Raw genomic sequence first — 26,369 nt, forward strand, 5'->3', positions numbered from 1 at the left:
GGAATCCACGCTTCGAGGGTGGCGCATTGCGTCGTGGCGCAGAGACGACAGGAGGAAAGCGGACCGAGGGGTTTGCCTCAGGGCATAAGCCGCGAACGCGGATCCGCAGCCTGGCCGCTCACGGTCTGGGCCGCTCTGCCGTCGGGTCGGCGAAGACACCTTCTCCGCGTGGGCGCCGTGTCGCAGCTGCCGGCTTCGACGATGCGGTTCCGCTCTCACCGACACCCGTTTCCGACCCGCGATCACCCTCGCGACCAGCTCGAAGAGCCCTACCGGGTGCGCCCGAGCGCCCGGTCCGGCCGCCCTCCCGTGCCGGATCGCGTCTCACGCTGCGGTTGCCTTGTTGACACCCTCGCAGACGGCCTTCTACGTTTTCACGGCAGTTCACGCAGCGTTCATGACTCATGACGGAATCGGTCTCCCGGTGCCCCTGTCGACGATGACCGGGGGATGGTGCCAGCGAGCCTCGGCCCGGAAGAACGAACTCCCTGGAGGAGCGAAGTGATCGACACCCGCGATGTCGACATGCCCTCGGTCCGACCATCGGCGAAGGCGAACACGGAGCCACCGGCATGACGCCGGACGGCAAGCGGGTCGGCCACATCCACGGCAGGAGGTAGGGATCACTCGGATCGCGGGAGTTGTCCTGCGCGGCGGCCACCACGCCGGTCCGGGGACGGCCGGCAAGGGTGACGGCGAGGGCGACGATCCTGTTCCTTCCCTCTCTGTCCCAACAGGCCGGTCCGGTCTTGCGGGACGGTCTAGTTCGGCCAGTCCGGCCGCGCATCGCGTCCCAGGAGGTAGCCCGCATGGAGCCGGTTGGTCGCCCCCAGCTGCGCCATGATCTCGGCGATGTGGCGCTGCACGCTGCGCAGCGACATTCCCAGTCGACGCGCGATCACCCTGTCGTCCTCACCCAGCACAAGGAAACGGATGATCGCCTCCTTGATCTCGTCGGAGATCACACGAACCCGTTCCCTTTGGTATGAATCCGGAAACGGGTTCGCCGCTATCCAGGCCCAGTTGAAACATCTGGTCATGAATTCAACAACTCCGGGGGAGCGCACCAGCAGCGCGCCACGCAGATCCTCCGGAGCGTCGATGAGTGCAATTTTTCGGTCAATGATGATCAGCCGTGGGAACCCGTCGGCAAGTGTGCGGACTTCCGCCCCCAGGCCGGTAACCCATTGAACGTAGGACAATGTCTCCGCACTGAATTGCGCAGTGTGCTGATAAAGCGTCCTCATCCGGACTCCACGCGAAAGCATCAACTCCGTCCGTTCGAAGGATTCCTCCAGCTGGTCGTTCGGCCGCGCCCCGCCCGGCTGCGAGGTGAGCACCTCGGTCTGGCAGGTCTCGCACAGCTCCGTGATGAGGTCGCGGACCTGCTGGAGGTCGGAAATCGGCTCCACACGTTGATCCTGCATGCGATCGAAGAGGGCGTCGGAGTACACGGAGGAGAGATCCATGAGCTCCCGTCGCACCTGGTTGACCTGCATCAACGCCTGAGTGATCTGCCGTTCGGCCCCTCCCAGGAGAAGTGCCTGGGAGAGGTCGGGCGGCAACGCCGCGTACCGGGTCGGCGCGTCTGCGACCCGGGCGAGAAGACGAAGCCCGAGAAGTCGCTCCACGGCGCGATCCAGGTCCTCCTCGGTTACCGAGGAGAGCTCACCCTGTTCCCGTAATTCACATGTCGAGACGGGCGACCGCTTCGCCACGCTTTCATAGAGGGCCACTGCAATTGCATCCAACTCGTATCGCCCCACAACTTCGGCGATGTCTGGTATGTGCATTTTATTCACCCCTCGTCTCTCCGCCAGTCGCGCCCATGATACCCACTTGTCGTTTGTACTGACTTAATATCGGGAAGATCCGTCAGCGCATGCGAAGTTCGCCACATGGGCGAATCATCATAAAGACGCCGCAGAGACATCGGCCAGAAATTCAGAATCAAAAAATAGGGGGAAAAGTGAGCTTTGTGAATGGGTGTGAGGGCGAATCGGACGTCGGCTGGGGAGGCTGACCCGGTCGCCGCCCTCCCCGGTCACGACAAGGCCCGAACACTCCGACGGCAAGGAAGTGGCATGTACCGTTTCAGCGAAACCGGCCGATGTTGGCGCCTGGTGGTCATCGGCGGGGGATCCGCCGCCGCCATACAGGTACGCCAGGGGGACGTACCTCCCCAGGACACTCTGGTCATCGCTGACCGTCTGGGCACGGGAATGGAGTTCCTCGAAGACTTCACCCTGCAGTCCTACGCGGACGAGCTCAGGCTCTCCCGACACCAGGAAACTTCTCGGCTTGGCGTGACCGGGCAACTCCGGCCCAGCGCGGCCCAGTTCGACGCCTACGTCCGCGAGAGCCTGCTCGGCTCCGGCGCCACGCTGAAGAGCGCACGGGTCCTGGAGGTCGAAGGCGAGGCGGGCATGTTCCTCCTCCACGTGCTCAACGGCGACGGCCGCATGTCCTACGAACGTGCCGAGGCAGTCGTCCTGGCGACGGGAAGCACCCCCCGCACCCCACCCCCCGGCTGGGCGGAGGCCGGGGCCGTTTCCCACGACGTGGTCCACCGTGAACACGCCCGGCATCGGACGAGCCGGTGGGCGGGCAGAACCGTCCTCGTGGTGGGCTCCGGGAACTCCGCCATGCAGGTCGCGTCGCTGGTTGCCTCGGAGGCCGCCGAGGTGGTGGTTCTCGGCAACCGCTACGTCGGCATGTTCCCCACGGAGAATCCCGACAAGTACGGCTGGCGCGCCCCCTCCCAGCTCGCCTGCGAGCTGGTCGCCAAATCCGCCCTGGAGTGCGGCCGGCCGGGATGGCACACCACGTGTGTGCGCCACTTGGTCTACGAACGTCTTGACGTGCGTGACGGCGAGATCACATGGACGTACAAGGCCGAGGACAACCGGAACCCCCTGGGCTCCCGGTCCCTCAGCGGCCGGTGCCGGCACGCCCGGGGACGCCTCATCGGTGAGGGTGGCTCGGCCTGGGAGGAGAGCCGCCGGGCCGAGGAGACCGCGGTGGTCTGGGCGACGGGCAGCGAGCCCGTGCTCCCCGGCGGGTCGCTGATCGAGTCACTGGCCCGGCAGGCGGACGGCTCGCTCCTGACCGACGAGGCCGGCCGCACCTCCGTGGACGGCGTGCACGCTCTCGGCGCCTGCGCCGGTCAGCGTGCCGTCAACGAAACCACCCCGGCGCTGGTCCGCGGACGCCTGCCCCTTCCGAAGCTCCTGGCGGGCAGGGGCGTTCCGGTGGAATCCGAGGTGCCCGCATGACGGGAACGGACCGCCCCTACCGGATCATCGCGGTGGAGGGGATCGACGGATCGGGGAAGTCCACCCTGGCCGCCCGCCTGGTGGGTCTCCTCGGACCCAAGGCCCGGTACGAGCGGCTCTCGCCCCGCATGGCGAGCGTCTTCCGCGAACTGGTCGACGAGCCCTCGCAGCATCAGCACCGCTACCAGGACGTCGTCCCCGACGCGCTGCGCCGCAGCGCCTTCCTGGTCGACGCGCAGGCACAGTTCCACTACCTGGAAGCGGAGTACGCGGCGTACGACTGGCTCATCTTCGACCGGTGGCTCACCACGTACGACGTCTATGCCCCGGGCCGCAGTGTGTACGACGACTACTACCGGCTCCTCATGGACGACCTGCCGCGGCCGGACCTCCTCCTCCATGTCCGCACCCCACCGCGGACCGCGTTCGCACGCATCACCCAACGGGGGGACTGGACCGTCGACCACTGGAGCGCCGACCGACTGATGGCCGACCTGGAGAGGCTCGACGCCTCGTACACAGCGCGTCTCGCCGACGTCCCGCACACGGTCGTGGACGGCACGCCGCCCGCCGAGAAGGTCGCCGACCACGTCCTCGGCCTGATCCACGCTCTCGACCGTCGCGGAGACAAAGAGGCAGCCGTCTGATGCCTACGTCGAGCCACAAGTCGAAGAGCCGGCCGATTCTCGTGGGGGTAGCGCAGGATCGCGTGGCGGACGTCGATCTTGCGTCGGGCCAGGGCGATCAGGGGCTGACGATGGCGTTCGCCCTCCGCTCGGCTGCGGTCGTAGGAGGCCCGCGAGGCCGGATCACGCTGGAAGGCAGGACCGCATGAGCACGACACCGATCCTCACCGTCCTCGCCGTCGCCGACGCCTGGCCGCGTTCCCAGCTGGATCCCTTCCTCGCGCACGAGGGATGGCTCGCCGAGCGCGGGGTCTCCGTCCGCCTGCACACCTACGCCGAGGTGCGCAAGGGGGTGCACGGCCTGCGGGGACCTGTCGGAGTGGTGCTGTTCTTCCCGCACCAGTTCTGGGACGCGCGGATCGAGGACAGAGTCGCGGGCGCCTACGGGACACGGGCCTATGCCGATGCCCTCTCCGCGTACCTGCTCAGCTCCGACCGCCTGCTGCGCCGCAGTCTGCCCCAGGGGGTCCACTACCTCAACCCGCCGACGGCGGTCGCCCGCACCCGGGACAAGGCACTGGCGAGACGAGTGCTGGAGCAGGCGGGCATTCCCGTACCCCCGGCGATCGAGAACCCCACTCCGGAGGAGTTGTCGACCGCCCTGGATGCGGGGCGATCCCTCTACGTCAAGGCGGTGTGTGGCTCGATGGGCAAGGGCATCACGCATCTGGCCCCTGGGCGGTGGCGCACCAACTACGCTTATCACGACGGACGGTTGGAGTCCCCCGGCAACACCTTCGGTGAACAGTGGGTCTTCCGGGACGTCGACCCCGGCGACGAGGGCTTCCTGGCGGCGCTCTGCGCCGAGTCAGGCTTCGTCTTCGAGCACGAGGTGGGTATGACCGTCGGGGGAGCCAAGACGGAGCTTCGGGTCACCGTGGCGAACGGGTGTGTGATCGACATCGAGGAACGCCACGCTCCCGCGGGATCGGTCACCACCCGTTCGGTGGAGCACGGCCGCACGGTGGTCGAAGGCCCTATGTCCCGAAGTGCCACGGCCGGGCAGACGGCGCTGTACGCGGCGCGTGCCCTGGGGTTGCGTTACGCCGTCTTCGACATGGTCACCGACGACCTGGACCGCTCCTACGTGTTGGACGCCCAGGCGTTCCCGGCCACCGGGACGGAAGAGGACTTCTGGCGGAAGATCCTCGGCGTACTCGTCCCTCCGACCACCCCCCGGCCGGCCCGCGAGGGCTATCCGAAAGGACTACGAGCGACATGACGACGGACACCGACGAGGCAGGCGGTGCGGTTGCCACGCGTCTTGCGGAGCCCACGCCGATCAGCACCGAAGTCGTCGCGGGCGACGGCTCCGTACACCCGTGGAGCGGGTTCAGCACGGGTCCGCGCGTGCTCGCCGACGAGGAGGTCGAGGAGTACTGCCGGGTTCTGCTCGGGCACGGCATCGCCGACGTGGCGGACAGAGCGGCGCGGGAGCTGCTCCCGTTCGCCGAGGACCGCGCCGCGCAGCAGAGGGTGCCCGCCGTCGTCATGCACTCCGCCACGCGGACCACACGGGGCTTCGAAGGCGACCTGGCCGATGTCGTCGCCGGACGCGATCCCTATGACGTCGCCGGCTATCTGGAGAGCCGGGCGGTCACGCTGGCCCGGGAAGGCGACGTGGCGGTCGGTCGTATCGCTCCGTGGCGTGAGGCCGTGGCCCTCGCCGGCGTCACCGCGATCGACATCGGCGCCCGCGAGTACTACTACCTCTCCGATGCCCTCCTCACCGTCGCGGCGTCGCCCGGGCATTCCGCGCTGCTCCCGCTCCTGGACTGGTACCGCAGGCACCCGAACGCGGTCGTGCGGCTGTACGCCCTCGACCTGGAGACGCAGGTCTTCCTCCTGTGGCTCAAGGCGAGGCTCGGCCTCGACATCCTGCGGGTCGACGCGAACGGGCCCGTCGTGTCCGCCGGTTGGAACCGTAAGGAACACGTCCATCCCACCGTCCCGGACGCGCTGCGAGTCGTGGCGGACGGGCTGGAGCCGGACGACCTGCTGGCCCGCGAGCAACGGATGTCCTCCGCATACCGGCTGCTCGGCATGGAGATTCCGGTCCTCCCCGGCTACCTCGTCCCCCGCGGGGACGACCCGCAGGAATTCGCCGCCGGGGTGTGCGCCGCGGCGCGCCTGCTCCTGGAGCGTTACGGCGTGGAGCGGGGCTGTCTGAAACCGTGCGAGGCGGGCGACGGTGCCCGCATCGTGACCGGCCTGGACCTCCTCGACGAGGAAACGCTCACCCGGCACGCGCGCGAGGCCCACCAGCACGGCGACGCGTACGCCCTGGAGGCGCATGTCGACTTCGCCACCTGTGACATCGCCGGGCGTCGGTTCATCATCACTCCGTCCGGTCACATCCAGGGGGGGCGGGTGACCGAGGGGCTGACCCTCCAGCTCATGAACGGCTGTTCCTGGGAAGGCAACGCGACACTGCTCGCCGAGGACTTCGCCGCCTTCGGAGTGCCCAGGACCGCGTACGCCTCCATGACGGCGGCCCTGCAGGCGATTCTCGACGCGTTCGGGGGCCCGCAGGCCGAGGCGCAGGGGTGCGCGCACAGCCTGGTCACCGGTGGGATCGACTTCGCGGTGGGCCGGATCGGGGGGCGCTTCGGCGACCGGCTCGTCCACGGGGTGATCGACCTGAACCTCTCGTCCCACGGCGCGGTGTACATGCGCGCCTTCCAGGACGCGCTGTCCGGTCCGGCCGGCCCTGTGCACGTGGCCACCCGTGTCTATCGCCCCGCCGCCCTGGCGGACTTGGCGACCACGACCAGTCGGGCGGAGCAGGAGACGGGGCCGGACAGAGCGGTCCGGGTCGTGGCCAGCGTCCCGGACCGCTGGGGCATGGTCGGTGTCTCGGGCACCTCGACGGCGGACGCGGTGTCCGCTGTCGAGGCACTCGTGGCCAGGCTTCACGCGGCAGGCCTAGTACGCGACAGCCCGGCGTGAAGCCGCCTGCGCCAGGGCCCGGAACATCCCTCCCCCGACCGGCGACTCGGTCGGCAGCTCCTCGGGATGCCACTGGACTCCCAGCGCGAACCACGGGCCGTGGGCCTCGATCGCCTCGATCACGCCGTCCGGGGCGTGGGCGACAGCGCTCAGGCCCGCCCCGAGGGCGGAGACCGCTTGGTGATGCCGGCTGTTCACGAGGATCCGCCCGGTGTCCGTCACCTGCCGCAGCCGGCTTCCCTCTGCGACGACGATGTCGTGGAAAGCGGTTCCGGCTTCGTCGCCTCCGTGTCCGCAGACACCCCGCTGGGCCGGCAGGTCCTGCCACAGGGCCCCGCCCTTGGCCGCGTTGAGCAGCTGCGCACCTCGGCAGATACCGAGGACGGGTTTGCCGTCCTCCTCCGCCCAGCGCAGCAGGGCCAGTTCCATGGCGTCCAGCTCCGGCTGGATCTCCGTGGTGGTGTGCCGCTCGTCGCCGTACAACTCGGGCGCGATGTCCATCCCACCGGGCAGGACAAGGCCCTCGCAGAGGTCGTAGAGGTCACGCAGAGCGGGCTCGGCGACCGGTGCGATGCCCAACGGGACGGCGCCGGAGGCTTCCACGGCGCGGAAATACCCGATGCTCTGCATCCAGCGGTCGGTCTTCTCGGGTCTGCGCCAGGGCCTGAGGGATATTCCAATAATTGGCTCTCGCATGGCGAGGAAGCTAGCACGAAATATCATCGGAAAGGCAAGGGAAAACCGGAGTGACATACCGCATAGTGGCTCTCGAAGGAGTGGACGGAAGCGGAAAGTCCACCCTGCTCGAAAGTCTCCACACTTCGCTTTCTGGTTCCGCGGAGGTTGTCCGTGCGAGGCCCACCCGAGCACTCTCCAACGCATTCCGGAGAATCGCCGAGGACGGACGTCCGGAAAAACTGTACCAGGATGCCCTGCCCGCGCCTTTTCGGCATTCTGCCTATCTCCTGGAGAGCGCCGTGCAGTTCCGCTACGAACAGCATCGGTTCGAACAGGCGGACATCGTTCTCTTCGACCGCTGGCGACATACGTGGGCCGTGTACTGCGAGGACGTGGCGGAGCACCGGGACTGGTTCGCTCGCATCGAGACCCTGCTTCCCCGGCCCGACGTGCTGTTCTGGCTGCGGGTCGATCCCGAGGTGGCCTACGAACGGCTCGTCGCGCGCCAGGACCGCTGGGTGGCGGCGTACTCCCCCGGCGGACTGCGCGCCAAGATCACCAGGCTGTGCGAGCGGTACGAGGAGGTCATGCGGGACTCCGGTGCCGTCGTCCTCGACGGCACCCGTCCCGCGGCTGAAGTGCTCGCCCGGGCGCTGGCCGTGCTCGCGGCCCAGCCGGCCGCGTCAGTCGCCTAGCAGGCCCTCCAGGGTGCGGTACAGCGCGGGTCCGCCTTCGAAGAGTACGGCGGTGATCCCCAGCGCACGGGCCGCTCGCACGTTGGCCTCGCGGTCGTCCACGAAGAAGGCCTCCTCGGCGGTGGCGTCGAGGAGGCCGAGGGCTCCCGCGAAGGCTTCGGGGGTGGGCTTGGTCGCCCGGAGCACGCAGGAGAAGGCGAGAGCGTCGAAGCGGTCGTCCACTTCCGCCAGCTGCCGGGGAAGCCCCGAGAGCAGCAGCGCGTCGTTGTCCGTGAACAGGGCCGTGCGGTACGAACGGACGAGATCGGCCGCGGCGAGGACGTCCGGGTCGGGCTCGAAGGCGCCGCACCAGACGCGGCGCAGCTCCGCGGAGGTACCGGGGTAGCCGAGACGCCGCCTGATTTCCCCCTCCACCTCCTGGGCATTTCCGGCTCCGCCGTCCCAGGAGGAGATCAGCCCCGAGGAGTACAGCTCCTCGTCGACTTTCTCCGCAGGAAGGCCGCACGCCTCGCCGAGGATTTCCAGTCGGCGCTCGCGATAAAAGCGGCAGACGACGCCGCCGAGATCGAAAAGGAAAACTCGTGGCTTCATGTGCGGCACATTAGCAAACGGTACCGAAGGAGGGAAAGCCGTCCGATGCATGGCATCAGAAACGACTATGTCGGCGGCGAATTTTGCGTCACGTCACGTACAAGGAATCCAGTCGACTGCAGAAATACTCCGCGGACCACCGCCCTCAACGCTGTGCCCGCATTGGATGTTTTCGTGATCAATGCCCGGTTTACCCCCTGTCGGCCTGTCGCCAGGGCGAGTTGCGAAGGCTCACGGCCCTGGCGTGGCTGTCGGAAGCGCGCTGATGATGAAGGCGTCCGGGCGGCGTCACAGGTTCGAGCCACTGGCCGGCGAGCGCCATCCGTCGATGTCCGCGCTACGCCCCTTCTCCCAGGTCAGGCCGCCGATGAGGCCGCCTCCTGTGCGACGCGCACTGCCACCGAAAGGATCCAACCCCGTGGGCAACGAGGTCGAAGCAGGTACCGAGGTCATCGCGCGCATCAAGCAGATGATCGACGACTCGGGTATCAACGAGAACGCCTTCTACCAGACGCTTCGCAAGGAGCCGCTTCCCAAGGACGTCCTCAAGGAGGTCTTCCAGCAGTACTACTACTACATCCGAACGTTCCCGCAGATCCTGGCCGGACTGGCGGCCCGCGTGGACGACGAGTTCATTCGGCTGAAAAGCGCCCGCACCGTCGTCTCGGAGCTGGGTGACGGCCGCGGCGACGCGCACTACGTGATGTTCGAGAAGGCGCTCGCGGGCATCGGCGTCGAGCTCGACGACTACCGCACGGTCAAGCACGCCCCGGAGGCGGAGCAGCTGGTCGCCAACCTGCGACGCCTGTTCCTGGACGAGTCGTCGAACTACTCGGTCGGCGCGCACTACGTGATCGAAGAGTTCGGGTTCCCGATGATCGTGAACCTCTACGAGGGCTTCCGTCTCTACGACGGCTGGGAGCACGAGGACTACAACTACTTCTACCTCCACATCCTCATCGAGGCCAACCACGTGGACTGGGTCCAGGACGCCCTGCTCACGGCGGCGAAGGAGGAGACCGCTCGCGAGGAACTGATCGAGGGCGCAGCCCAGGTGCTGGAGGCCCTCACCACCTTCTGGAACGGGCTCAACCGCATCGCCACGGCGGCCTGATGAGGCCACCCGGACGGCGCCGGCGTGCCTTGTGTCCGTCCGGGTGTCGTGGACCGAGGAACGGAAGGACACGGTGAGCACCTCCACCTCCACCTCCGCCGAACCGGACAGCCAGGTGGTCGGCGTCTACCAGCGCATGACCGCTCTGGCGGCGGAGCATTCCGCGATCAACCTCTCGCAGGGGATACCGGAACCCGTGTACGACACGGAGTGGCGAGCGGCGCTGGCGGCCGAGGCATCCCTCGCTCACTTCCAGTACACACCGTCCGCGGGAACACCCCGACTGCGGGAGTCCGTGGCAGGCCTGTATCCGGATGGGCTTCCGGCTCCGGTGATCACCTCCGGCTGTACGGAGTCCCTGGCCGCCGTCCTGCTCGGCCTCGCGGACGACGGGTGCGACACCGTCCTGTGGCTGGAGCCCTTCTACTCCTACTATCCCGGGTTGGCCAGGATCGCGGGCATGGACGCCCGCAGCGTCCCGATCGAACTTGCCGAGACCGCCCCTCGCCTGGACATGGACCGATTGGCGGCGGAGCTGGCACCTCTCGGCCGCCGGGGCGTCCTCCTGCTCAACTCCCCGCACAACCCGACCGGGTTGGTCCTCGGCAGCGACGAGTGGACGGCGGTGCGCGAACTCGTCGATCGCCACGGCTGTCATCTCGTGATCGACGACGTGTACCGGGATTTCCGCTACCGCGGTCCGGCCGTACCGTACGCGGCGCTGATGGAGACGGGTCGCACCACGGTCGCCGGCGGAGTCTCCAAGTCCTATGCAGCCGCCGGGCTCCGACTGGGATGGCTGCTGGCACCCGACCGGCTCGCGCGCCGCGCCGAGACCGCTCACATGCACCTGTCCAACTGTGCGCCGGACCTGCTCCAGCGGGCCGCCGTCAGGCTGCTCGCGGAAGTGGACCCCATGCGGCTGGCACGGACGGCGCAGTCCTATCGCCGCAAGCGGGATCACCTGCTTGCCGCGCTCACGGACAGCGGCTTCACCGCGTCCGTGCCCGACGGCGGTCACTTCGTCATGGCCGTGCCTCCCGAGATTCGGTCGTGGGGGCCCGAGCCCGCGGTCGACCTGCTGCGCAACACAGGGGTGTGCGCCCTGCCTCTGGACCACTTCTTCACCAGGCCGCACGCGCCGTGGCTCCGGTTCTCGTTCGGAGTCTCCGTCGGCCAGGTGGAGGAGGCGGCCCGTCGGCTGCGGCGAGCGCCTACCGCGCGGGACACCAGAGACGGGTGAGGTATCCGCCCACGCAAAGGCCCCGGACAGCCGGGTCCGGATTTCACCGGGAGCGAATCGTATGCGAGCAACGCCAATGGGCGCCGATGAGTTCGCCCGGGAGGTGACCGGCTTCGACGTCGCCTCAGCCACCGAGGACGAGATCGGCGAGCTGCGGACCCATCTCCACCGGCACCGGGTACTGGTCCTGCGCGAACAGTCCCTGAGCCCTCATCAATACCAGCTGTTCATGGAGCACTTCGGCCGACCGATTCCCCACGTGCTCCAGAACCTCACTGTGCGGGGTTTCCCGTCGATCCTCACCATCTCGGACTACGTCGAGGCCGACGGCACTCCTACCGGCGTGCTCGACGGCGGGTCCTACTGGCACGCCGACATGTCGTACCTCCAGGACCTCGGCATCGTCACCTCCCTCTACGCGCTGCGCGCTGCCGAGCGCTCCGGCGGCACGGCCTTCGCCGATCTGGCCCCCGCCCTGGAGCTCATGGCGTCCCGTCCGGACCTGCTCGAACTGCTCGGCTGCGAGAGCGTCGACGAGGTGCTCGCTCTCGACGTCGACCATCGCTTCGGCAACCGGAGAGCCCTGCGGGACGACACAGCGGCGAAGCAGTCCCTCTCCAGGGAGCAGCACGCCCAACTACCGGGTGCCCGGCACAAACTGATCGAGACCCACCCCCGCACCGGGACGCCCGGCCTCTTCGCACCCGTAGGGAGCGCCATGTCCGTCGTGGGGCTGTCCGACGCTCAGTCGGATCTCGCGCTCGACGCGCTGGAGGAGTTCGTTCTGAAGGAGCTCCCCGGCTACACCCACCGGTACCAGCCCGGCGACCTGGTGATCTGGGACAACATGAGCACCCTCCATCGCGGAACCGGGGTCGGTGCGACCAGGGACCTCGAAACCAGCCGTCTCCTGCACCGGATCAATGTCAAGTACGGCGGGGCGCCTGCGGAACCGGTCGCTCTGCCGCACCAAAAGAACTCCCTGGCCCGGTTTAACGGGCGAGGGACGCAGTGAAGTCAGTCCGTTCACAGATTGGTGGAGAGATGAATCAGGAAAACAACCTTGCCGAGTTCGACGTGAATGAGTTCACCGAGTCCTCGATCAACAACATGATGCGGTTCACGGACTTCTCGCCGCTGACGCAGTCGGAGCAGGAGTCCGCCGAGCAGGCGATCGCGCTCGGCTGAAACTGATCGATTGATCAGGCTGTCCGGGGTGGGCCCGCATGGCCCGCCCCGGACCGTCGAGAGAGGCCACGGAACGGAGACAGTGGGAATGCCCGGTGCGTTCTATGCGATGAATGGGGTCGGTACCGAGCCGGTCCAAAACGGCGGGGTTTTCGCCGTCAGGGTTCTTGGCCCCGACGTCGAAGGCATGGACAGGACTTCCATCGTGCGCCACATCGAGCGGAAGATACGGACAGCGGCCAGGGGCCGGCACGCCGCGCAGCAGTTGGTCGGCGAACTGCCCGTCGAGTTCGAGGTGACCGACGGCGAGCTGGTCGCAGTGGTCAACACCGGTGATTAGATGGCTGGATGGGTGGTGCTCAAAACTCCGGGTACCGCACTGACCAGGCTCTCCCCTCACCGCACCGTGCTCTGCGACCGTCCCGGCACGCGGCTGGCGTACGTGCCGGCAGAGGCGGCGGACTGCCTGCCTGTAGCCCCATCGCCGCAGTGGGGCACGAGTCCGGAAGGTGCCGGGGAATGACGGGCGGGGACCGGATCATCGTTGTCGACCAGTTCTACGCCGACCCGGACCGGACACGCCGACTTGCCCTGTCCCACGACTACCGAAGCGCCGCGGCCTACAACTACCCGGGCTGGCAGAGCGACAAGATGGTGCAGAGCCCCGCGCTCATCAAGGCCTTCTCCGAGCTCATCGGCGCAGCCGCGGACGTGGATTTCGACTCGTTCACCTTCGGTGGATTCAGACTGGCGACGGAGGAGACCGGACGGCTCGCCAACGTGCACGCGGACCAGGCGGCAGACTGGGCCGGGATGGTGTATCTGACTCCGGATGCCCCGGACAGCGCGGGTACCGGGTTCTTCCGGCATCGGGCAACCGGGCTCGAGTGCCCGCCGACCGATGCGCAGGCGAGGGCCGCGGGCTACGGCGACGCCTTTGAGTTCGAGGAACGAGCCATCATCCCGGACTATGGGGTGGTGACCGCCTGGGAGTTGGTCGAATGGGTGGCTCCTGTTTACAACAGGTTGATTCTCTTCCGGGGTTGCGAGATGTATCACGCCTCGCTCGGTGGATGCGGGGACAGCCCCGAGTCGGCCCGACTCACACACAACTTCTTCTTCAACGAGGTGTCGTCCCAGGGGTTCGTCTCCCTTCACGACGGCCGTTTCAGGCGCTAGGAGGCCGCGATGCGCTCGCTGTTGAGTGTCGCGATGGAATGCCTGCCCGAGCCGACGGAATCGGGCGAACCCGACCTCGCGTTCATCGCGCTTTCAGGTGCTTTGCTCACCTGCGAGGGCGAGAATGTGGTGACACCTGGGTTCAGCAACTCGTGTTTCCGTCCGGCCCTTCCCCTGGTGACCGGAAGGAACGCCGCAGAGCTGCGCGGAACGGGCCTGGGGCTGCGGACCCTCGCCCTGGTCTCAGAGGACTTCGACGGTACGGACGTCCAGACGCTCGTGCTGCTTACCGTCATCGACGGCTGGAACCTGGTACGCCGGCACGGTCAGCGCATCGATCTGCGCAGGGCTGACCTCCGTGGGGCGCAGCTCGCCCACGCCGACCTGCGTGGCGCGGACCTCAGGAGCAGCGACCTGCGGGGCGCCGACCTCGAACGGGCCGATCTTCGCGGGGCGTTGCTTCGGGGAGCCGATCTGCGCGGCACCGTGCTCAGGCGGTCGAACCTGATCGACGCGGACCTGCGAGAAGCGGATCTGCGACGGGCTGATCTGAGCCACAGCGACTTCCGCGGTGCGCGATTGGGGGGCTCTGCGCTCAGGGGCGCGGAGTTGTGGTCGGCGTTCGTCGGCAACGCCTCGATGGAGGACGCGTACCTCGAAGGTGTGGAGCTGTCCCGCGCCGATGAACGCGGCAGCCGGGAGAAGAAGACATCCGCCGCCCCGGAGCCCGTGTCCGTCGGAACGTCCACTCACGGGGAGGCGTGAGCCGACCGTGACCACCGGTGAGTCCCGCACATCCAAGAGGTCACAGGCACTGCCCGCCCCGCATGCACCCCACGCCGACCGGACACCGACGTCGCCACCACCAGCCGCACCCTCCCAGGACGACCGGCCCTCGGCAGCCGCACCCGCGGTCCGGCGTCTTCTGCTCGCGCTCTTTCTCAACTTCGGCATCACCAGCATCGCCTGTTACTCACTGCTCCCTCTGCTGCCGGTCCTCATGGAAGGCTGGCATTCGGGACCCCTCTCCGTGGGCGTCGTCCTCTTCGCGTTCAGCGCACTGCGGTTCTGTGGGTTCATCGTCGTCGACCGGATGGACTTCAGCCGAGTCAGGCCGACGCTGACCCTGTCCCTGGTGGCCGCGGCTTCGCTGATGGGCACGGCGGCTCTCCTGCGAGGCGAACGGACCCTCGTGGTGATCCTCATGTGCGGCGTGGCCGTCGCCATGAGCGTCAACTCGGTGACCGTACGGACCTGTATCGGCGACTACGTGGAGTCGGCCGAGGAACGCGTGGGTGCGTTCTCACGCCTTCAGGTGGTGACCAACCTGTGCTCTGCCGGTGGGCCCATGTTGGGCGCACTGCTGTACTTCCAGTCGCCGGGCAGATGGATGCTCGTCACTGCCCTGATCTTCGCTCTCTCCGCAGCAGCTTGCTTCCTGGCCCTGCCCAAGGGGCTGAAGCTGGCCAAGTCTCCCAAGCCCGGGAGACGGGCCTGGTGGCGAGACGCGGTGCGCAACCGGAGCCTGCGCAGCGTCGCATTGGCCTCGTTCATCTGTTTCACCCTTTACTCACAGCTCTTCTCGGCGATGCCGCTGTACCTCTTCGACATCGCTCACCCCGCTGTCGCCGGCTCGGTGTTCCTCATCAACGCGTTGCTCGTGGTGGTGCTGCAACTGCCGGTGGGGAAGCGGGCCGGGAGGGAGATGACACGAAGCGGCGGCGGATTCCGGATGTTCGCGGCGGTAGCCGTCTGTATGGCCTTCTCGTTCCTCCTCACGGGACTCTCCCGCTGGGTGGCCGCCCTGTTGGTTCTGGCCGTTCTCGTCTTCACCGTGGGGGAGACGATCCTCGGTGCGGTGAACGACCAGGCCTTCATGGAGGTCAAGGGCGATCTGGACACGCTCTCGGCGGTCAAATGCCGAATGCTGATCACGGCGTTGGGCTCGTCGACAGGAGCTCTGGTCGGCGGCAGCGCTTCACTCGTGATGGCCCACGCGTGGCGCTTCGACTACTACTGGTACCTGGTCGCGATCTTCGGGGTGTGCGCCGCGGGTACGTTCTGGAGTCGGAACAGGGGGCCGACCGGCGCACTTCAGGACCGCCCGTGAGGTCGGCCTTTCCTCCACGTCCACGGGGCGATTCCTCCGGCTCGGCGCATACCGGCGGAGAACCTCCCCGATGGTCCGAGCCGGTTCCTTCGGCGGTACCGGAGCCCGGCAGACGGCATCCGCGGCGGTCCCGAGGTCCGATCCTGGCTCCGGGACCTGGTCGATCGTCGGCCCACAGCCCGACCCGATTCGTGATCACGCCCCGAGGAGACGTCGCGTCACATGACCGTCGACAACCAACCACTCAGCTTCACCCAGGCCATGGCCCGCGTTCCGGGTCCCGTGGTGGTGGCGACCACCGTCGATGAGCACGGGCGGCGCTGGGGATTCACCGCGAGTTCGTTCGTCTCGCTGTCCCTCGACCCGCCGCTGGTGATGGTCGGCCTGGACAAGAGGGCCAGCACACACGGGGCCTTCACGGCCGCGGACCATTTCATGATCAACGTCCTGGCATCCGACCAGTCCGCCATCGCCCGTCGTTTCGCGGCATCGGGTGTGGACCGCTTCGCAGCCGGCGACACCGTCCCGCTCGAACTGGGTTTGCCCGGCATACCTCAGGCGTTGGTGCGGCTCGTGTGCCGCATGCACGACGTCGTCGACGGCGGGGATCACAGCATCCTGATCGGTGGGGTTGACGACTGCGTCGGCCCGGAGCACCGCGAGGCGCTGGTGTACGTGGACCGGTCCTTCGTCCGCCCCGCAGGCCCTGCCCTCGCTGTGGCACGTGCCCGCTGACCGGCTGCGGTGTGCGCACTGCACGCAACGGGGGTCCCGTCACAGGATGCTGGTAGACCGACAGCACGCCCGGCCGCGGCACCACGATCGGCATCGTCTTCCCGCTCGACGAGTGACCGCGTTCGGTGACCGGGCTTCTTCGAGTTGGCCACCGATCGGGTGACGGGTCGTGAAGCGCGTCGAGCGAGGCCTCCGAGCTGTTGATCGAGATGTCCGACGTCTCCCAACCACGTCGCTCGGGGGTCTCGTTGGTCGTCCGTCCTGCCGCACTCGACCTGCCGGGGCCGTCGGACGACGGTGGGTCGTGGCCGCCGCCGCCCGCGCGTCTCAGGCCGACTCGGCGCGGACCCGGCCCGTGGCGACGGCGTGGAGCAGGGCCCGGTGGTCGCTTTCGTTCTGGTCGGCGTAGAGCTCGGCGAACGTGGTCAGGGCGCGGTCGAAGGCGTCGCCGGAGCCCAGGTAGGCGGCGATCGCTATACGGTCGCCGGAGCGGGCGTGGGCGCGGGCCAGGGTGGCGCCGCAGAGCCGGCCGAAGAGGGACATCCGGTTCGGCGACATGTTCTCCGGCACGGCGATGCCCTTCCAGTCCCGCAGCTGGCGGACGTAGAAGTCGCGGCGGCGGCCGTCGAGGCCGGTGGTGCGTTCCCAGCCCAGGAAGATGTCGCTGGTCGCCTGCATCAGCCGCTGGCCGGCGACGACCCGCTCGCCCTGGGTGCGGTGGTCGGCGGCGCCCGCGTAGGGGGCGAGCACGGACTCGTCGGCCTCCTTGGCCTGAAGGAAGAGGGGGTCGTCGTCGTCCTTGCCGAGCAGCAGCACGATCCAGCAGCGGGTGCCCACACTGCCCACTCCGACCACCTTGCGGGCGACGTCGGCGACGCGGTAGCCCTGCAGGAGGAACCGGCGGTCGGACTGCAGGGACCCGGCGTACCCACTGACGATCTTGCCGATCCCCCGCTCCATCACGTCGCTCTCGGCGCTCGGCAGCAGGTCGGACAGCCGGACCAGGAGCGGCGGGTCGTTCGCGATCAGCCGCCGGCCGCCGACCACGTGCGTGAGTTTCTCGACGACCTGGAGGTTGTCGTGCTGCCGGGCCCGTTCCCTGGCCTGCCGCCAGCGTTCGCGGTTCTTGGCGCCGAGCTCCGGGGCGTACGTCTCCTGCAGCTCGTCCGCCTCGAAGCGGCTGTACCAGACCTCCAGGTTGCCCATCTCCGCGAAGCCGCGCATCCGTTCGCGGTAGGCCCGCACGGCCGACCGGACCACCGACGCCCGCTCCTTGGAGCTGAAGCCGTTCGCCCGGCCCGCGATGACGAGGCTGGCCGCGAGCCGCTTGACGTCCCACTCCCAGGGGCCGGGCAGCGTCTCGTCGAAGTCGTTGATGTCGAACATCAGACGGCGTTCCGGAGAGGCCAGCAGCCGGAAGTTGAGCATGTGCGCGTCGCCGCACAGCTGGACCCGGATGCCGGTGCGCGGGGTCTCCGCCAGGTCGGCGGCCATGATGGCGGCGGCGCCCCGGTAGAAGCGGAACGGCGACTCGCTCATCCGCCCGTAGCGGATCGGGACGAGTTCGGGGACCCGCTGCGCGGACTGCGTCTCGATGACGTCCACCGGATCGGTGCGTTTCGGCGGCGGCGTGAACTCGGCGTGCGAGGACCTCGGTACGTCGGCACGGGCGGCCCTGCCGCGCTCGGCCCGCTCCCTCGGGGTGCGGTGGCGCCGGTCGCCCTGACCGTTACGGGTCGTGCTGCTCTCGTTCATCTCGGACGCTCCACACGGGACTCGTCGGCCGTTGACGGAGGAAAGGCAAGGGGGCCCCGTTCTGCGGGGCGGGCCGTGCGGTCCTCTTCGGCGGGTGGGACTGCGGGCCGGCCGGGCGACCTGCACCCGTCCTCCAACGTATCGCCGTGCCGGGGCCCCGGCGACTCGGCCGCCCGGCACGCTCGGCGGCTCGGTACTCGGCGCTCGGCGGCTCGGCACCCGGCGGACGGAGGCCCGGGGGTCGGCGGACGGAGGCCCGGGGAACGGAACGCCGACACCGACCCCGGAACCGACGCGTGCCCGGCACCGGCCCAGGGCGGACCGGGACGAACCGGCGCGGGGAACGCCGACGCCGGGCGCAGGCGGGACGACCATGCCGGGCTCGAACGGAATGCGCCGACCCGACCACGCCAGGACAGTGATCCCGCTCACACCGGCGAGGCGGTGGAGAAGGAGGCTCCCGCCGGACCAGCCACCTTGTTAGCCTTGGCCATAGCCCGGTCGCTGGTGCATCCCCCGTCGCCAGCGGCCGGGTCTTTCTGCGCGCCGGCGACCACCGTCCCCGGCGCAGCGCACCCGGCGCCGGTCAGCGATCAGCCCTGTGTCCCACGCTGCGGCTCGACACACCTGGCCCGGCCGGCCGACGCCGATGGCCTGCGACGGGCAGCGTCCGGCCATGACCGCCCCTCCGGGTCGTCGCCCTTGTGCCCGCGGCCGGGGATCACCGCCCCGAACCCCTCCACCACAATGATGACGTATCCCCTGCCTGCCCGGCGGGCAGATCACTCGACCGGACCGGCCGCCACCGCCATCCAGTGCGCGATCCGGCGCAGCGTGGCCTCGTCGACGTGGTCGACCAGGGTGCGGACGGCCGTCACGTCCTCCGCCGCGAGGTCGTAGAGGCCGGCCCTGCTCAGACCCGCCGTGATCACCTGGCGTCGGCGGTCCTCCATGCGTTCCACGTGCCGGGCGTGCCCCGCGCCCGGCTCCGCCGCCTCGACGGAAGCCCCGGAAGCCGCAGGAACCGCCGAGGACACCAGGAGCGCAGGCCTCGCCGGGGCCGCCGGGGTCGGGTCGAACCGTGCCCACTCCCCGTTCTCCCCCGGGCCCCACAGGTCGACGGCCACCTCCTCACCCCGGGCACGCAGGGTCCGGGCCATCTCGCCGATCGCGTACGACACCGGTGCGCGGTCGGGGGCTTCGGCGGCCGACCGCCAGGACGCCGAGGTCGCGTCGTGGAACACGGCCACCCAGCGGGGCGGCCCCGACGGCCGCGGACTGCGCGGAGGACGGGTCGAACGGGTCTCCATGGCGCTCACCCTTCCGTAACGTCAGGACACGGCACGCACGGCATGCACGGCACGTCGGGGGGACCATATCTGACGGACCGTCAGCTCACCAGATGCACAGCCCTCACGGCCTCGAAGACGCACCCAGTCCTGTGGACGCCCGGTGCCACACACACCCGGTGCCAAAGACACCCGGTCGCGTGGACACCCGGTCCCGTGAACGCCCGGTCCCGCCGGTTCTCACTGGGCGCAGGGCCGGGTCGTCGCGTCGTCCGCGCCCTCGCGGGTCAGGGTCGCCTCCCGGTGGCCGTTGCAGCGCGGGAGCGGGGCGTCGCCGGCGGCCGGATGCCTCTGGTGTGCCTGGAGGGCGGCGCTGACCAAAGTCATGAGCAGGTCGATGTCCGTCTCGCACTCCAGGCGGACGGTCACCCAGTGCGAGCCCGGCTGCAGCCGGATCGCGGTGGAGTGCCTCAGGTCGCTCTCGAACCGGCGGATCGCGCGGGCCGTGAGATGCAGGTCGACGCTGCGGGCGGAGTGGAAGTGCACGATCTCCGCCCCGGCCGAGCGCAGAGCCCGGCCGGTACCGCAGCTGGGCCGGTCCTCTGCGAGGTCCCGCCAGTTCACCAGTCGTGCCATGGCACGCAAGGCCGCCGTCATGGCCCCATCATGCGGCGCTCACCGCCCGGCCACCAGGGGGTGCGGAAGGGTTCACCGACCCGGGCGGTCAAGGATTCTTTCGGACGTTCCGCCGGGTGGCGCGGCGGCCACGCTCAGTTGTTCCAGGACTCGTCATAGGGGTCCCGCGGGGCCGGGACCGGACGGGCGTCGGTCACCTCGAGGTAGGGGATCGGGCCGCCGTTGACCGGGTCGTGGACGGTGCGGGGCGTGTAGACGCCGGTGACGGCCAGCCAGGTGTCCGGCTGGAGGACCGGCGGAATGCGGCCGGTCAGGCCGACCTTGACCGGCTGGGCGTCGGCCGCGCAGCAGTTGAGGGCCATACGGACCAGGTAGGGGGTGCCGGCGCGGTCCAGGGCCACGAAGCCGGTCAGCCGGACCGTGCGGCCCACGAGGGTGCGGCCGTGGTCGTAGACGGCGCGGCCCGCGTAGTCGACGACGCTCAGCGGCAGCGGGTCGGCTGCGGACAGCGGCGGATAGGCCAGGGGCTCCTGCAGGGCCGTGCCGGTGCGGGTCGCGCTGTACGAGCCCAGGGCCGGCGGGGCGACGAGGATCAGCGCGAGGAGCGGAAGAACCAGCAGCCAGGACACGCGCGGCTCCGGGTGCGCGTGGCGGCCCTCCTCGTGGTTCCTGGCGGCGTGGCGGCGCTCGTACCACGCCGTCGCCAGCGCCGTGACGATCAGGACGGCGCCGGCCGCCAGCAGCAGCGGGCGCAGACCCGCCTTGACGTAGCGCAGGTACAGGTCGGTGGCGCCGGCGTGCAGCAGGGCCGCGCCGAGCAGGAACAGCACGGCCGACTGGGCCTGTCGGTTCACAGCAGCACCCATCCCGTCAGGACCGCCGACGCGATGGCCAGCGCGAAGGTCGCCGGGGCGAAGCGCAGCGCGAAGCCCCGGCCGAACGTGCCCGCCTGCATCGCGAACAGCTTGAGGTCGATCATCGGGCCGACCACCAGGAACGCGAGTCGGGCGGTCAGGGAGAACTGGGTGAGGGACGCCGCGACGAACGCGTCCGCCTCCGAGCAGATGGAGAGGACCACCGCCAGCACGGCGAGGGTCAGGACGGCGAGCGCCGGGTTGTCGGCCGCGGTGCGCAGCCAGCTCTGCGGGGCGACGGCCTTCAGGGTCGCCGCCGCCATCGCGCCCACGACCAGGAAGCCGCCCGCGTGCATCACGTCGTGCCGGACCGAGTCCCAGAAGGCGGCCCCCCTGGTCTCCCCCTCGTGCGGCGCGTGGGCCGGCAGCCGCAGCCAGTCGGTGCGCCCGAGGCGTTGCCACAGCCAGCCCATCGTGCACGCCGCGACCAGGCTGGCGACGAATCGGGCCAGCACCATCTCGGGATCGCGCGGGAAGGCGACGGCCGTCGCCGTCAGCACGATCGGATTGATCGCCGGGGCGGAGAGGAGGAAGGCGAGGGCCGCGGCCGGTGTCACGCCCCGGCGGACGAGGGCGCCGGCCACCGGGACCGAGGCGCACTCGCAGCCCGGCAGGACCGCGCCCGCCATCCCGGCGACCGGGACGGCGAGCGCCGGCCGGGACGGCAGGGCGCGGGCGAAGAAGGAGGGCGGCACGTAGACCGCGATCGCCGCCGACAGCAGTACCCCCAGGACCAGGAACGGCAGCGCCTGCACCACCACCGCCACGAACACCGTCGTCCAGCTCTGCATCACCGGCGCGGACAGCGCGCGGCGGATCGGGCTCTGCAGCAGCACCATCAGGAGCAGCAGCACGGTCAGGACGAGGGGAGAGGTGAGGCGCTTCGCCTCGGGGCTCTCCGGGGTGTGCTCGCCCGTGGGCGGGGCCTCTTCGACGATGGCCACGGGTCGGGCACCTCCGGGTTCCGCGTGCGCGCTGCCGCCGGTTCCGGTTCCCGGCATGTCCCTGCTGCCGGTTCCCGACCTGCGCCTGCTGCCTGTTTCTGGCATTCCCTCCCCTTTCCTACGGAAGTCCGGCACCCGGTGTTCACCGACGTCGTGGAACCCCGCGTACCGGTGAGGCAGTCTTCTCCCTCGTGGGGAGCCTTCCGAATCAGGGTCAGCCGCCGGGGCCGGGCGCCGCGGGCGCGCACATGGTGGTGTGCGGGGACGACGGTCTGGCGCACCGGCTCGCCGCCGAACTACGGGGCGTGTACGAGGAGCAGGTCACGCTCGTCGTGCCGCCCGCCGAGCGCACGGTGCGGCCGCCGGTCGTCGGGCGGGCCAGGGCGGTGTCGGCGGCGTTGCTCGACCGGGTGGTGAGCGCGGCGGTCAACCGGGCGGCGGCCGGCGGCGCGCCCGCCGCGCCCGCCGCGTCGAGTGAACCCACCGGCGGAACAAGGACGTTGGAGGCAGTCGAGGCCACCGAGGCGGTGCTCGCCGAGGCGGGCGTGGAACGGGCCGCCGCCCTGGCGCTGGTGTACGACGACGACGAGACCAACATCCGGGCCGCCCTCACCGCGCGCCGGCTGAACCCCCGGCTGCGGCTCGTCCTGCGGCTCTACAACCGGCGGTTGGGCCAGCACATCGAGGAACTCCTCGACCAGGCGGCCGCGTTGGCCGCCGCGGCCGACCCCGGCTCCGGGGACGCCGGGCGCCACGGGCAGTCGGGGTATGCCGGCGGTGACGCGTCGACCACCGTGCTGTCCGACGCCGACACGGCCGCTCCCGCGCTCGTCGCGACCGCCGTCGTCGGCACCAGCAAGGTCGTCCAGACGAACGGACTGCTGCTGCGGGCCGTCGAGCGTCCGCCGTACGGTCCTGGCGAGACCGGCGAGCCGGGCCGCCCCACCCTCGCGCTGCTGTCCGCGAACGGCGGCGACCCGGCCTTCGCGGACGGTTCCGAGACCAGCGGCGACCAGGGGCCACTGCTGCTGCCCGACGCGGCCGCGGTGCGGGAGGCGGCCGCGTCCGGCAGGCGCGGGTCGGTCGTGCTGGAGCAGGTCGCCTATTCCGCGGGGCCGAGCCTGCCGTCCGGGCGGGGGGTCGGGGTGCGGGCGCCGTTCGCCTCGCTGTTCTCCCGGCGGCTGCGATGGTCGCTGGCCGGGCTGGTCGGCTGCGTGTTCGCGCTGGCGGTGGCCCTGTGGCTGGTGACCGGGATCCATCCGCTGGGGGCGCTGTACCTGACGCTGCTGGACCTGTTCGCCGTCAACGACCCGGCGATCGGGGCCTCCACCGAGCGGCAGATCCTGCAACTGCTGTCCGGGCTCATGGGGTTGCTGCTGCTGCCGGTGCTGCTGGCGGCGGTGCTGGAGGCGCTCGGGACCTTCCGCGGCGCGGGCTCGCTGCGCCGGCCGCCCCGGGGACTGGGCGGCCATGTCGTGCTGCTCGGCCTCGGGAAGATCGGCACCCGGGTGCTGACCCGGCTGCGGGCGCTGAACATCCCGGTGGTGTGCGTCGAGGCCGGGCCCGAGGCACGGGGGCTCGCGGTGGCACGGCGGCTGCGGGTGCCGGTGGTGCTGGGGGACGTCACGCAGGAGGGCGTGCTGGAGGCCGCGAAGATCCACCGGGCGCACGCGCTGCTCGCGGTCACCAGCTCCGACACCACGAACCTCGAGGCCGCGCTGTACGCGCGGTCGCTGCGGCCCGACCTGCGGGTGGTGCTGCGGCTGTACGACGACGACTTCGCGACCGCCGTGTATCGCACCCTGCGGGCCGCCCATCCGCAGGCGCTGACCCGCAGCCGGAGCGTGTCGCACCTCGCGGCGCCGTCGTTCGCGGCGGCCATGATGGGGCGGCAGATCCTGGGGGCGATCCCGGTGGAGCGGCGGGTGCTGCTGTTCGCCACGCTGGACGTCGGCGGGCATGCGCAACTGGAGGGCAGGACCGTCGGGGAGGCGTTCCGGGCGGGGTACTGGCGGGTGCTGGCGCTCGACTCCGGGCGGGGTGGGGCCGGCGGGGGCGCGGGCGGAGCGTCGGGGCTGGTGTGGGATCTGCCGGACACGTATGTGCTGCGGGGGGCGGACCGGGTGGTGCTGGCTGCGACTCGGCGGGGGCTGGCGGAGTTGGTGCGGCGTCGGCGGCGAGGGGGGTCGGGGGGGTAGGCCCCCGACCCCCCCTCGCCGCCCCCGGACCCACCGGCCCCGGCCCCTCGGGCGGCCCGGCCGGAGTGGCGGCTGCGCCCCGGGTTCTTCGCCCCCGCCTTCCCGTCCCGTCCTCGGGGCTCCGCCCCCGGACCCCCGCTCCTCGAACGCCGGAGGAGCTGGAGGTCACCTCGCGGGGCTGAAGGTCAGCGGCGAAGGGGCTGAAGGTCTGCGGCGAGGGGCTGAATCGGGCGGTCAGCTCAGGTGTTTGTCCGCGAACTCCAGTTCCAGGCGTACCTGCTTGATGCGCTCGTCCACCACCAGGGAGCCGTGTCCGGCGTCGTAGCGGTACACCTCGTGCACCGCTCCGCGGGCCTTCAGGCGCTCGACGTAGTTGTCGATCTGGCGGATGGGGCAGCGGGGGTCGTTCACCCCGGCCGAGATGTAGACGGGGGCCCGCACCTTGTCGACGTACGTCAGCGGGGACGAGGCCTCGAAGCGCTCCGGGACCTCTTCCGGGGTGCCGCCCAGCAGCGTGCGGTCCATCGCCTTCAGGGCCTCCATCTCGTCGTGGTAGGCCGTGACGTAGTCGGCGACGGGGACGGCCGCGATGCCCACGGTCCACGCGTCGGGCTGGACGCCGAGACCGAGCAGGGTGAGGTAGCCGCCCCAGGACCCGCCGGTGAGGATCAGCCGGGAGGGGTCGGACAGACCCGAGCTCACCGCCCACTCCCGCACCGCGTCGATGTCCTCCAGCTCGATCAGACCCACCCGGTGCTTCAGGGCGTCCGTCCAGGCCCGGCCGTATCCCGTGGAGCCGCGGTAGTTGATGCGGACGACCGCGTAACCGTGGTCCACCCAGGCGGCCGGCGCGGCCGCGAAGGCGTCGCTGTCGTGCCAGGTCGGGCCGCCGTGGATGTCGAAGACGGTGGGCAGCGGGCCGTCGGCGCCCTCGGGCTTCTGCACCAGGGCGTGGATGCGGCCGCCGGGGCCCTCCACCCACACGTCCCGCACCGGGACGGAGCCCGGCGACTTCGTGCCGGGCGGGTCGAGGACCACGCCGCCGGCGGTCGAGCGGACGGCCGGCGGCTGCGCGGCCGACGACCACAGGTACTCCACGCTGCCGTCCGGCCGGGCGGTCGCCCCGGACACGGTGCCGGGCGGGGTCGGGATCCGTTCCAGCCGCGCGCTCGCCAGGTCGTAGCGGAACAGCTCACTGCGCGCCTCGAAGCTGTGCGCGACGAGCAGGCCCGAGCCGTCGGGGTACCACTCCGCGCTGACGTCGCCCGGCAGGTCCAGGGCCAGGTCCGTCTCCGAACCGGTGGCCACGTCCCAGACCAGGGGTTCCCAGCGGCCGCGGCGCTGGTGGCCGATGAGCAGCCGGGTGTCGCCGTCGACGGGCGCGAAGCCCAGCACCTCCAGGCCCAGCTCCTCGGCACCGCCCCGGGTGTCGTCCAGCTCGGCGACCGTGGTGCCGTCCGGACGCAGGACGCGCAGCGCCGAGTGCATCGCGTCGCCGTGCTCGGTGTGCTCGACGGCGATCAGCGAACCGTCGTGGGAGAGGTCGCCGACGCCCGCCGACTCGCGGTGGCGGTACAGCTCGAAGGGGGGCTCGCCGACCCGCGCCACATGGATCGTGGTGCCCTCCTCGTCCGTGGAGCGGCCGACCACCGCCGTCCGGCCGTCGCGGCCGAGGGCCAGGCCGGCCGGGTAGGAGGCGTCCAGGCCCGGCGCGGCCAGTTCGTCCTCGCCGCCCTCGAAGCGCTGACGCCGCCAGACGCCGAACTCGTCGCCGTCCTTGTCGTCGAACCACCAGATCCAGGCGCCGTCCGGGGAGAGCACGCCGTCCGTCGTGCCGTTGGCCCGGTCGGTCACCTGACGCTGGTCGCCCGTGGCGCGGTCCCAGGCGTACAGCTCGTAGGTCCCGGTCGCGTTCGACACGAAAAGGCAGTGGTCGGGGGCGTCCTCGGCCCAGTCGGGCAGGGAGACGCGTGCGGCGCGGAACCGCTGCTCCCAGTCCGGCGTCTCCTCGTACGGCTCGGGCACGTCGGACCCGTTGCTCTCAGTCATGGCCCCATATTGCCCGCCCGCGCAGGCAATGAGACGCCACCGTCGTCACCGTGTGCACGACTTCCCACCGACTTCCCACCCGGTTCGCACCCTTGGGCCTCACCCCCGCCCGGCGGGGGCTCGCGTCCGCCCCGTACCGTG

Annotated in this window: 24 protein-coding genes; 15 read left to right on the forward strand and 9 right to left on the reverse strand. The window is 70.2% G+C overall.

Going from position 1 to position 26,369, the window contains the following annotated elements; genetic code table 11:
- Positions 1-761: 761 nt before the first annotated feature.
- Entirely contained in the window at positions 762-1,793 is a 1,032-nt protein-coding gene (locus C6376_RS08040; protein ID WP_107442780.1) for a LuxR C-terminal-related transcriptional regulator, read from the reverse strand.
- A gap of 291 nt (positions 1,794-2,084) precedes the next feature.
- Between C6376_RS08040 and C6376_RS08045 the strand changes: the two genes are divergently transcribed.
- The 4 genes from C6376_RS08045 to C6376_RS08065 all read left to right on the forward strand — a co-directional run bounded on the left by C6376_RS08045 (position 2,085) and on the right by C6376_RS08065 (position 6,910).
- A complete protein-coding gene (locus C6376_RS08045) occupies positions 2,085-3,275 on the forward strand; it encodes an FAD-dependent oxidoreductase (protein WP_254075873.1) in 1,191 nt (396 codons plus the stop codon).
- Positions 3,272-3,922, forward strand: coding sequence for a deoxynucleoside kinase (locus C6376_RS08050; protein ID WP_107442782.1), 651 nt, complete (start codon positions 3,272-3,274; stop codon positions 3,920-3,922). Before C6376_RS08045 ends, C6376_RS08050 begins: the two co-directional genes overlap by 4 nt.
- A 184-nt stretch (positions 3,923-4,106) precedes the next feature.
- Entirely contained in the window at positions 4,107-5,183 is a 1,077-nt protein-coding gene (locus tag C6376_RS08060; protein ID WP_107442784.1) for a hypothetical protein, read from the forward strand.
- Positions 5,180-6,910, forward strand: coding sequence for a hypothetical protein (locus tag C6376_RS08065; protein ID WP_107442785.1), 1,731 nt, complete (start codon positions 5,180-5,182; stop codon positions 6,908-6,910). The genes C6376_RS08060 and C6376_RS08065 overlap by 4 nt, the downstream gene beginning before the upstream one ends.
- Here the strand turns inward: C6376_RS08065 and C6376_RS08070 are convergent.
- A complete protein-coding gene (locus C6376_RS08070) occupies positions 6,887-7,606 on the reverse strand; it encodes a gamma-glutamyl-gamma-aminobutyrate hydrolase family protein (protein WP_159083174.1) in 720 nt (239 codons plus the stop codon). The genes C6376_RS08065 and C6376_RS08070 overlap by 24 nt on opposite strands.
- 65 nt (positions 7,607-7,671) lie before the next feature.
- Here C6376_RS08070 and C6376_RS08075 point away from each other — a divergent pair, with 65 nt between their 5' ends.
- Complete coding sequence (locus C6376_RS08075; RefSeq protein WP_301554741.1) at positions 7,672-8,283, forward strand: AAA family ATPase; 612 nt, start codon at positions 7,672-7,674, stop codon at positions 8,281-8,283.
- Here the strand turns inward: C6376_RS08075 and C6376_RS08080 are convergent.
- On the reverse strand, positions 8,272-8,874 hold the full coding sequence (locus C6376_RS08080; protein ID WP_107442788.1) for an HAD family phosphatase: 603 nt from the start codon (positions 8,872-8,874) through the stop codon (positions 8,272-8,274). The genes C6376_RS08075 and C6376_RS08080 overlap by 12 nt on opposite strands.
- Positions 8,875-9,292: 418 nt before the next feature.
- Here C6376_RS08080 and C6376_RS08085 point away from each other — a divergent pair, with 418 nt between their 5' ends.
- From C6376_RS08085 to C6376_RS08120, 9 genes are all read left to right on the forward strand, one after another.
- Positions 9,293-9,988 carry a TenA family transcriptional regulator gene (locus C6376_RS08085; protein ID WP_216825578.1) on the forward strand — a complete coding sequence of 232 codons (696 nt, stop codon included), beginning with the start codon at positions 9,293-9,295 and terminating at the stop codon, positions 9,986-9,988.
- Positions 9,989-10,061: 73 nt separating this feature from the next.
- The gene (locus C6376_RS08090; protein WP_159083176.1) at positions 10,062-11,231 is read left to right on the forward strand and encodes a pyridoxal phosphate-dependent aminotransferase; all 1,170 of its coding nucleotides are present in this window, start codon (positions 10,062-10,064) and stop codon (positions 11,229-11,231) included.
- Between the two features lie 61 nt (positions 11,232-11,292).
- Complete coding sequence (locus C6376_RS08095; protein WP_107442790.1) at positions 11,293-12,246, forward strand: TauD/TfdA family dioxygenase; 954 nt, start codon at positions 11,293-11,295, stop codon at positions 12,244-12,246.
- Positions 12,247-12,275: 29 nt separating this feature from the next.
- Positions 12,276-12,419 carry a hypothetical protein gene (locus C6376_RS43730; protein WP_159083177.1) on the forward strand — a complete coding sequence of 48 codons (144 nt, stop codon included), beginning with the start codon at positions 12,276-12,278 and terminating at the stop codon, positions 12,417-12,419.
- 187 nt (positions 12,420-12,606) lie between these two features.
- Complete coding sequence (locus tag C6376_RS43735) at positions 12,607-12,759, forward strand: hypothetical protein (protein WP_159083178.1); 153 nt, start codon at positions 12,607-12,609, stop codon at positions 12,757-12,759.
- Between the two features lie 179 nt (positions 12,760-12,938).
- On the forward strand, positions 12,939-13,598 hold the full coding sequence (locus tag C6376_RS08105) for a DUF6445 family protein (protein WP_107442792.1): 660 nt from the start codon (positions 12,939-12,941) through the stop codon (positions 13,596-13,598).
- 9 nt (positions 13,599-13,607) lie between these two features.
- Entirely contained in the window at positions 13,608-14,363 is a 756-nt protein-coding gene (locus C6376_RS08110; protein WP_216825579.1) for a pentapeptide repeat-containing protein, read from the forward strand.
- A 7-nt stretch (positions 14,364-14,370) separates the two neighbouring features.
- Positions 14,371-15,708 carry an MFS transporter gene (locus tag C6376_RS08115; protein ID WP_159083179.1) on the forward strand — a complete coding sequence of 446 codons (1,338 nt, stop codon included), beginning with the start codon at positions 14,371-14,373 and terminating at the stop codon, positions 15,706-15,708.
- Positions 15,709-15,930: 222 nt separating this feature from the next.
- Positions 15,931-16,443: a flavin reductase family protein gene (locus C6376_RS08120; RefSeq protein ID WP_107442794.1), complete on the forward strand. Its 513-nt coding sequence runs from the start codon at positions 15,931-15,933 to the stop codon at positions 16,441-16,443.
- Between the two features lie 327 nt (positions 16,444-16,770).
- On the opposite strand, the gene C6376_RS08125 is transcribed toward C6376_RS08120, so the two are convergent.
- The 5 genes from C6376_RS08125 to C6376_RS08145 form a co-directional block, all read right to left on the reverse strand.
- The gene (locus tag C6376_RS08125; RefSeq protein WP_107442795.1) at positions 16,771-18,198 is read right to left on the reverse strand and encodes a DUF2252 domain-containing protein; all 1,428 of its coding nucleotides are present in this window, start codon (positions 18,196-18,198) and stop codon (positions 16,771-16,773) included.
- A gap of 782 nt (positions 18,199-18,980) precedes the next feature.
- Entirely contained in the window at positions 18,981-19,508 is a 528-nt protein-coding gene (locus tag C6376_RS08130; protein ID WP_107442796.1) for a hypothetical protein, read from the reverse strand.
- Positions 19,509-19,727: 219 nt separating this feature from the next.
- Complete coding sequence (locus C6376_RS08135) at positions 19,728-20,144, reverse strand: luciferase family protein (RefSeq protein ID WP_107442797.1); 417 nt, start codon at positions 20,142-20,144, stop codon at positions 19,728-19,730.
- A gap of 113 nt (positions 20,145-20,257) precedes the next feature.
- Complete coding sequence (locus tag C6376_RS08140; protein WP_107442798.1) at positions 20,258-20,977, reverse strand: TIGR03943 family protein; 720 nt, start codon at positions 20,975-20,977, stop codon at positions 20,258-20,260.
- On the reverse strand, positions 20,974-21,975 hold the full coding sequence (locus C6376_RS08145; protein ID WP_254076347.1) for a permease: 1,002 nt from the start codon (positions 21,973-21,975) through the stop codon (positions 20,974-20,976). The genes C6376_RS08140 and C6376_RS08145 overlap by 4 nt, the downstream gene beginning before the upstream one ends.
- Before the next feature lie 254 nt (positions 21,976-22,229).
- On the opposite strand from C6376_RS08145, the gene C6376_RS08150 reads away from it, so the two are divergent.
- On the forward strand, positions 22,230-24,179 hold the full coding sequence (locus tag C6376_RS08150) for an NAD-binding protein (RefSeq protein WP_107442799.1): 1,950 nt from the start codon (positions 22,230-22,232) through the stop codon (positions 24,177-24,179).
- Positions 24,180-24,413: 234 nt separating this feature from the next.
- On the opposite strand, the gene C6376_RS08155 is transcribed toward C6376_RS08150, so the two are convergent.
- On the reverse strand, positions 24,414-26,228 hold the full coding sequence (locus C6376_RS08155; protein WP_107442800.1) for a prolyl oligopeptidase family serine peptidase: 1,815 nt from the start codon (positions 26,226-26,228) through the stop codon (positions 24,414-24,416).
- Positions 26,229-26,369 lie beyond the last annotated feature (141 nt).

Origin of the sequence: Streptomyces sp. P3 (genome assembly GCF_003032475.1) — a bacterium.
Lineage (GTDB): Bacteria > Actinomycetota > Actinomycetes > Streptomycetales > Streptomycetaceae > Streptomyces.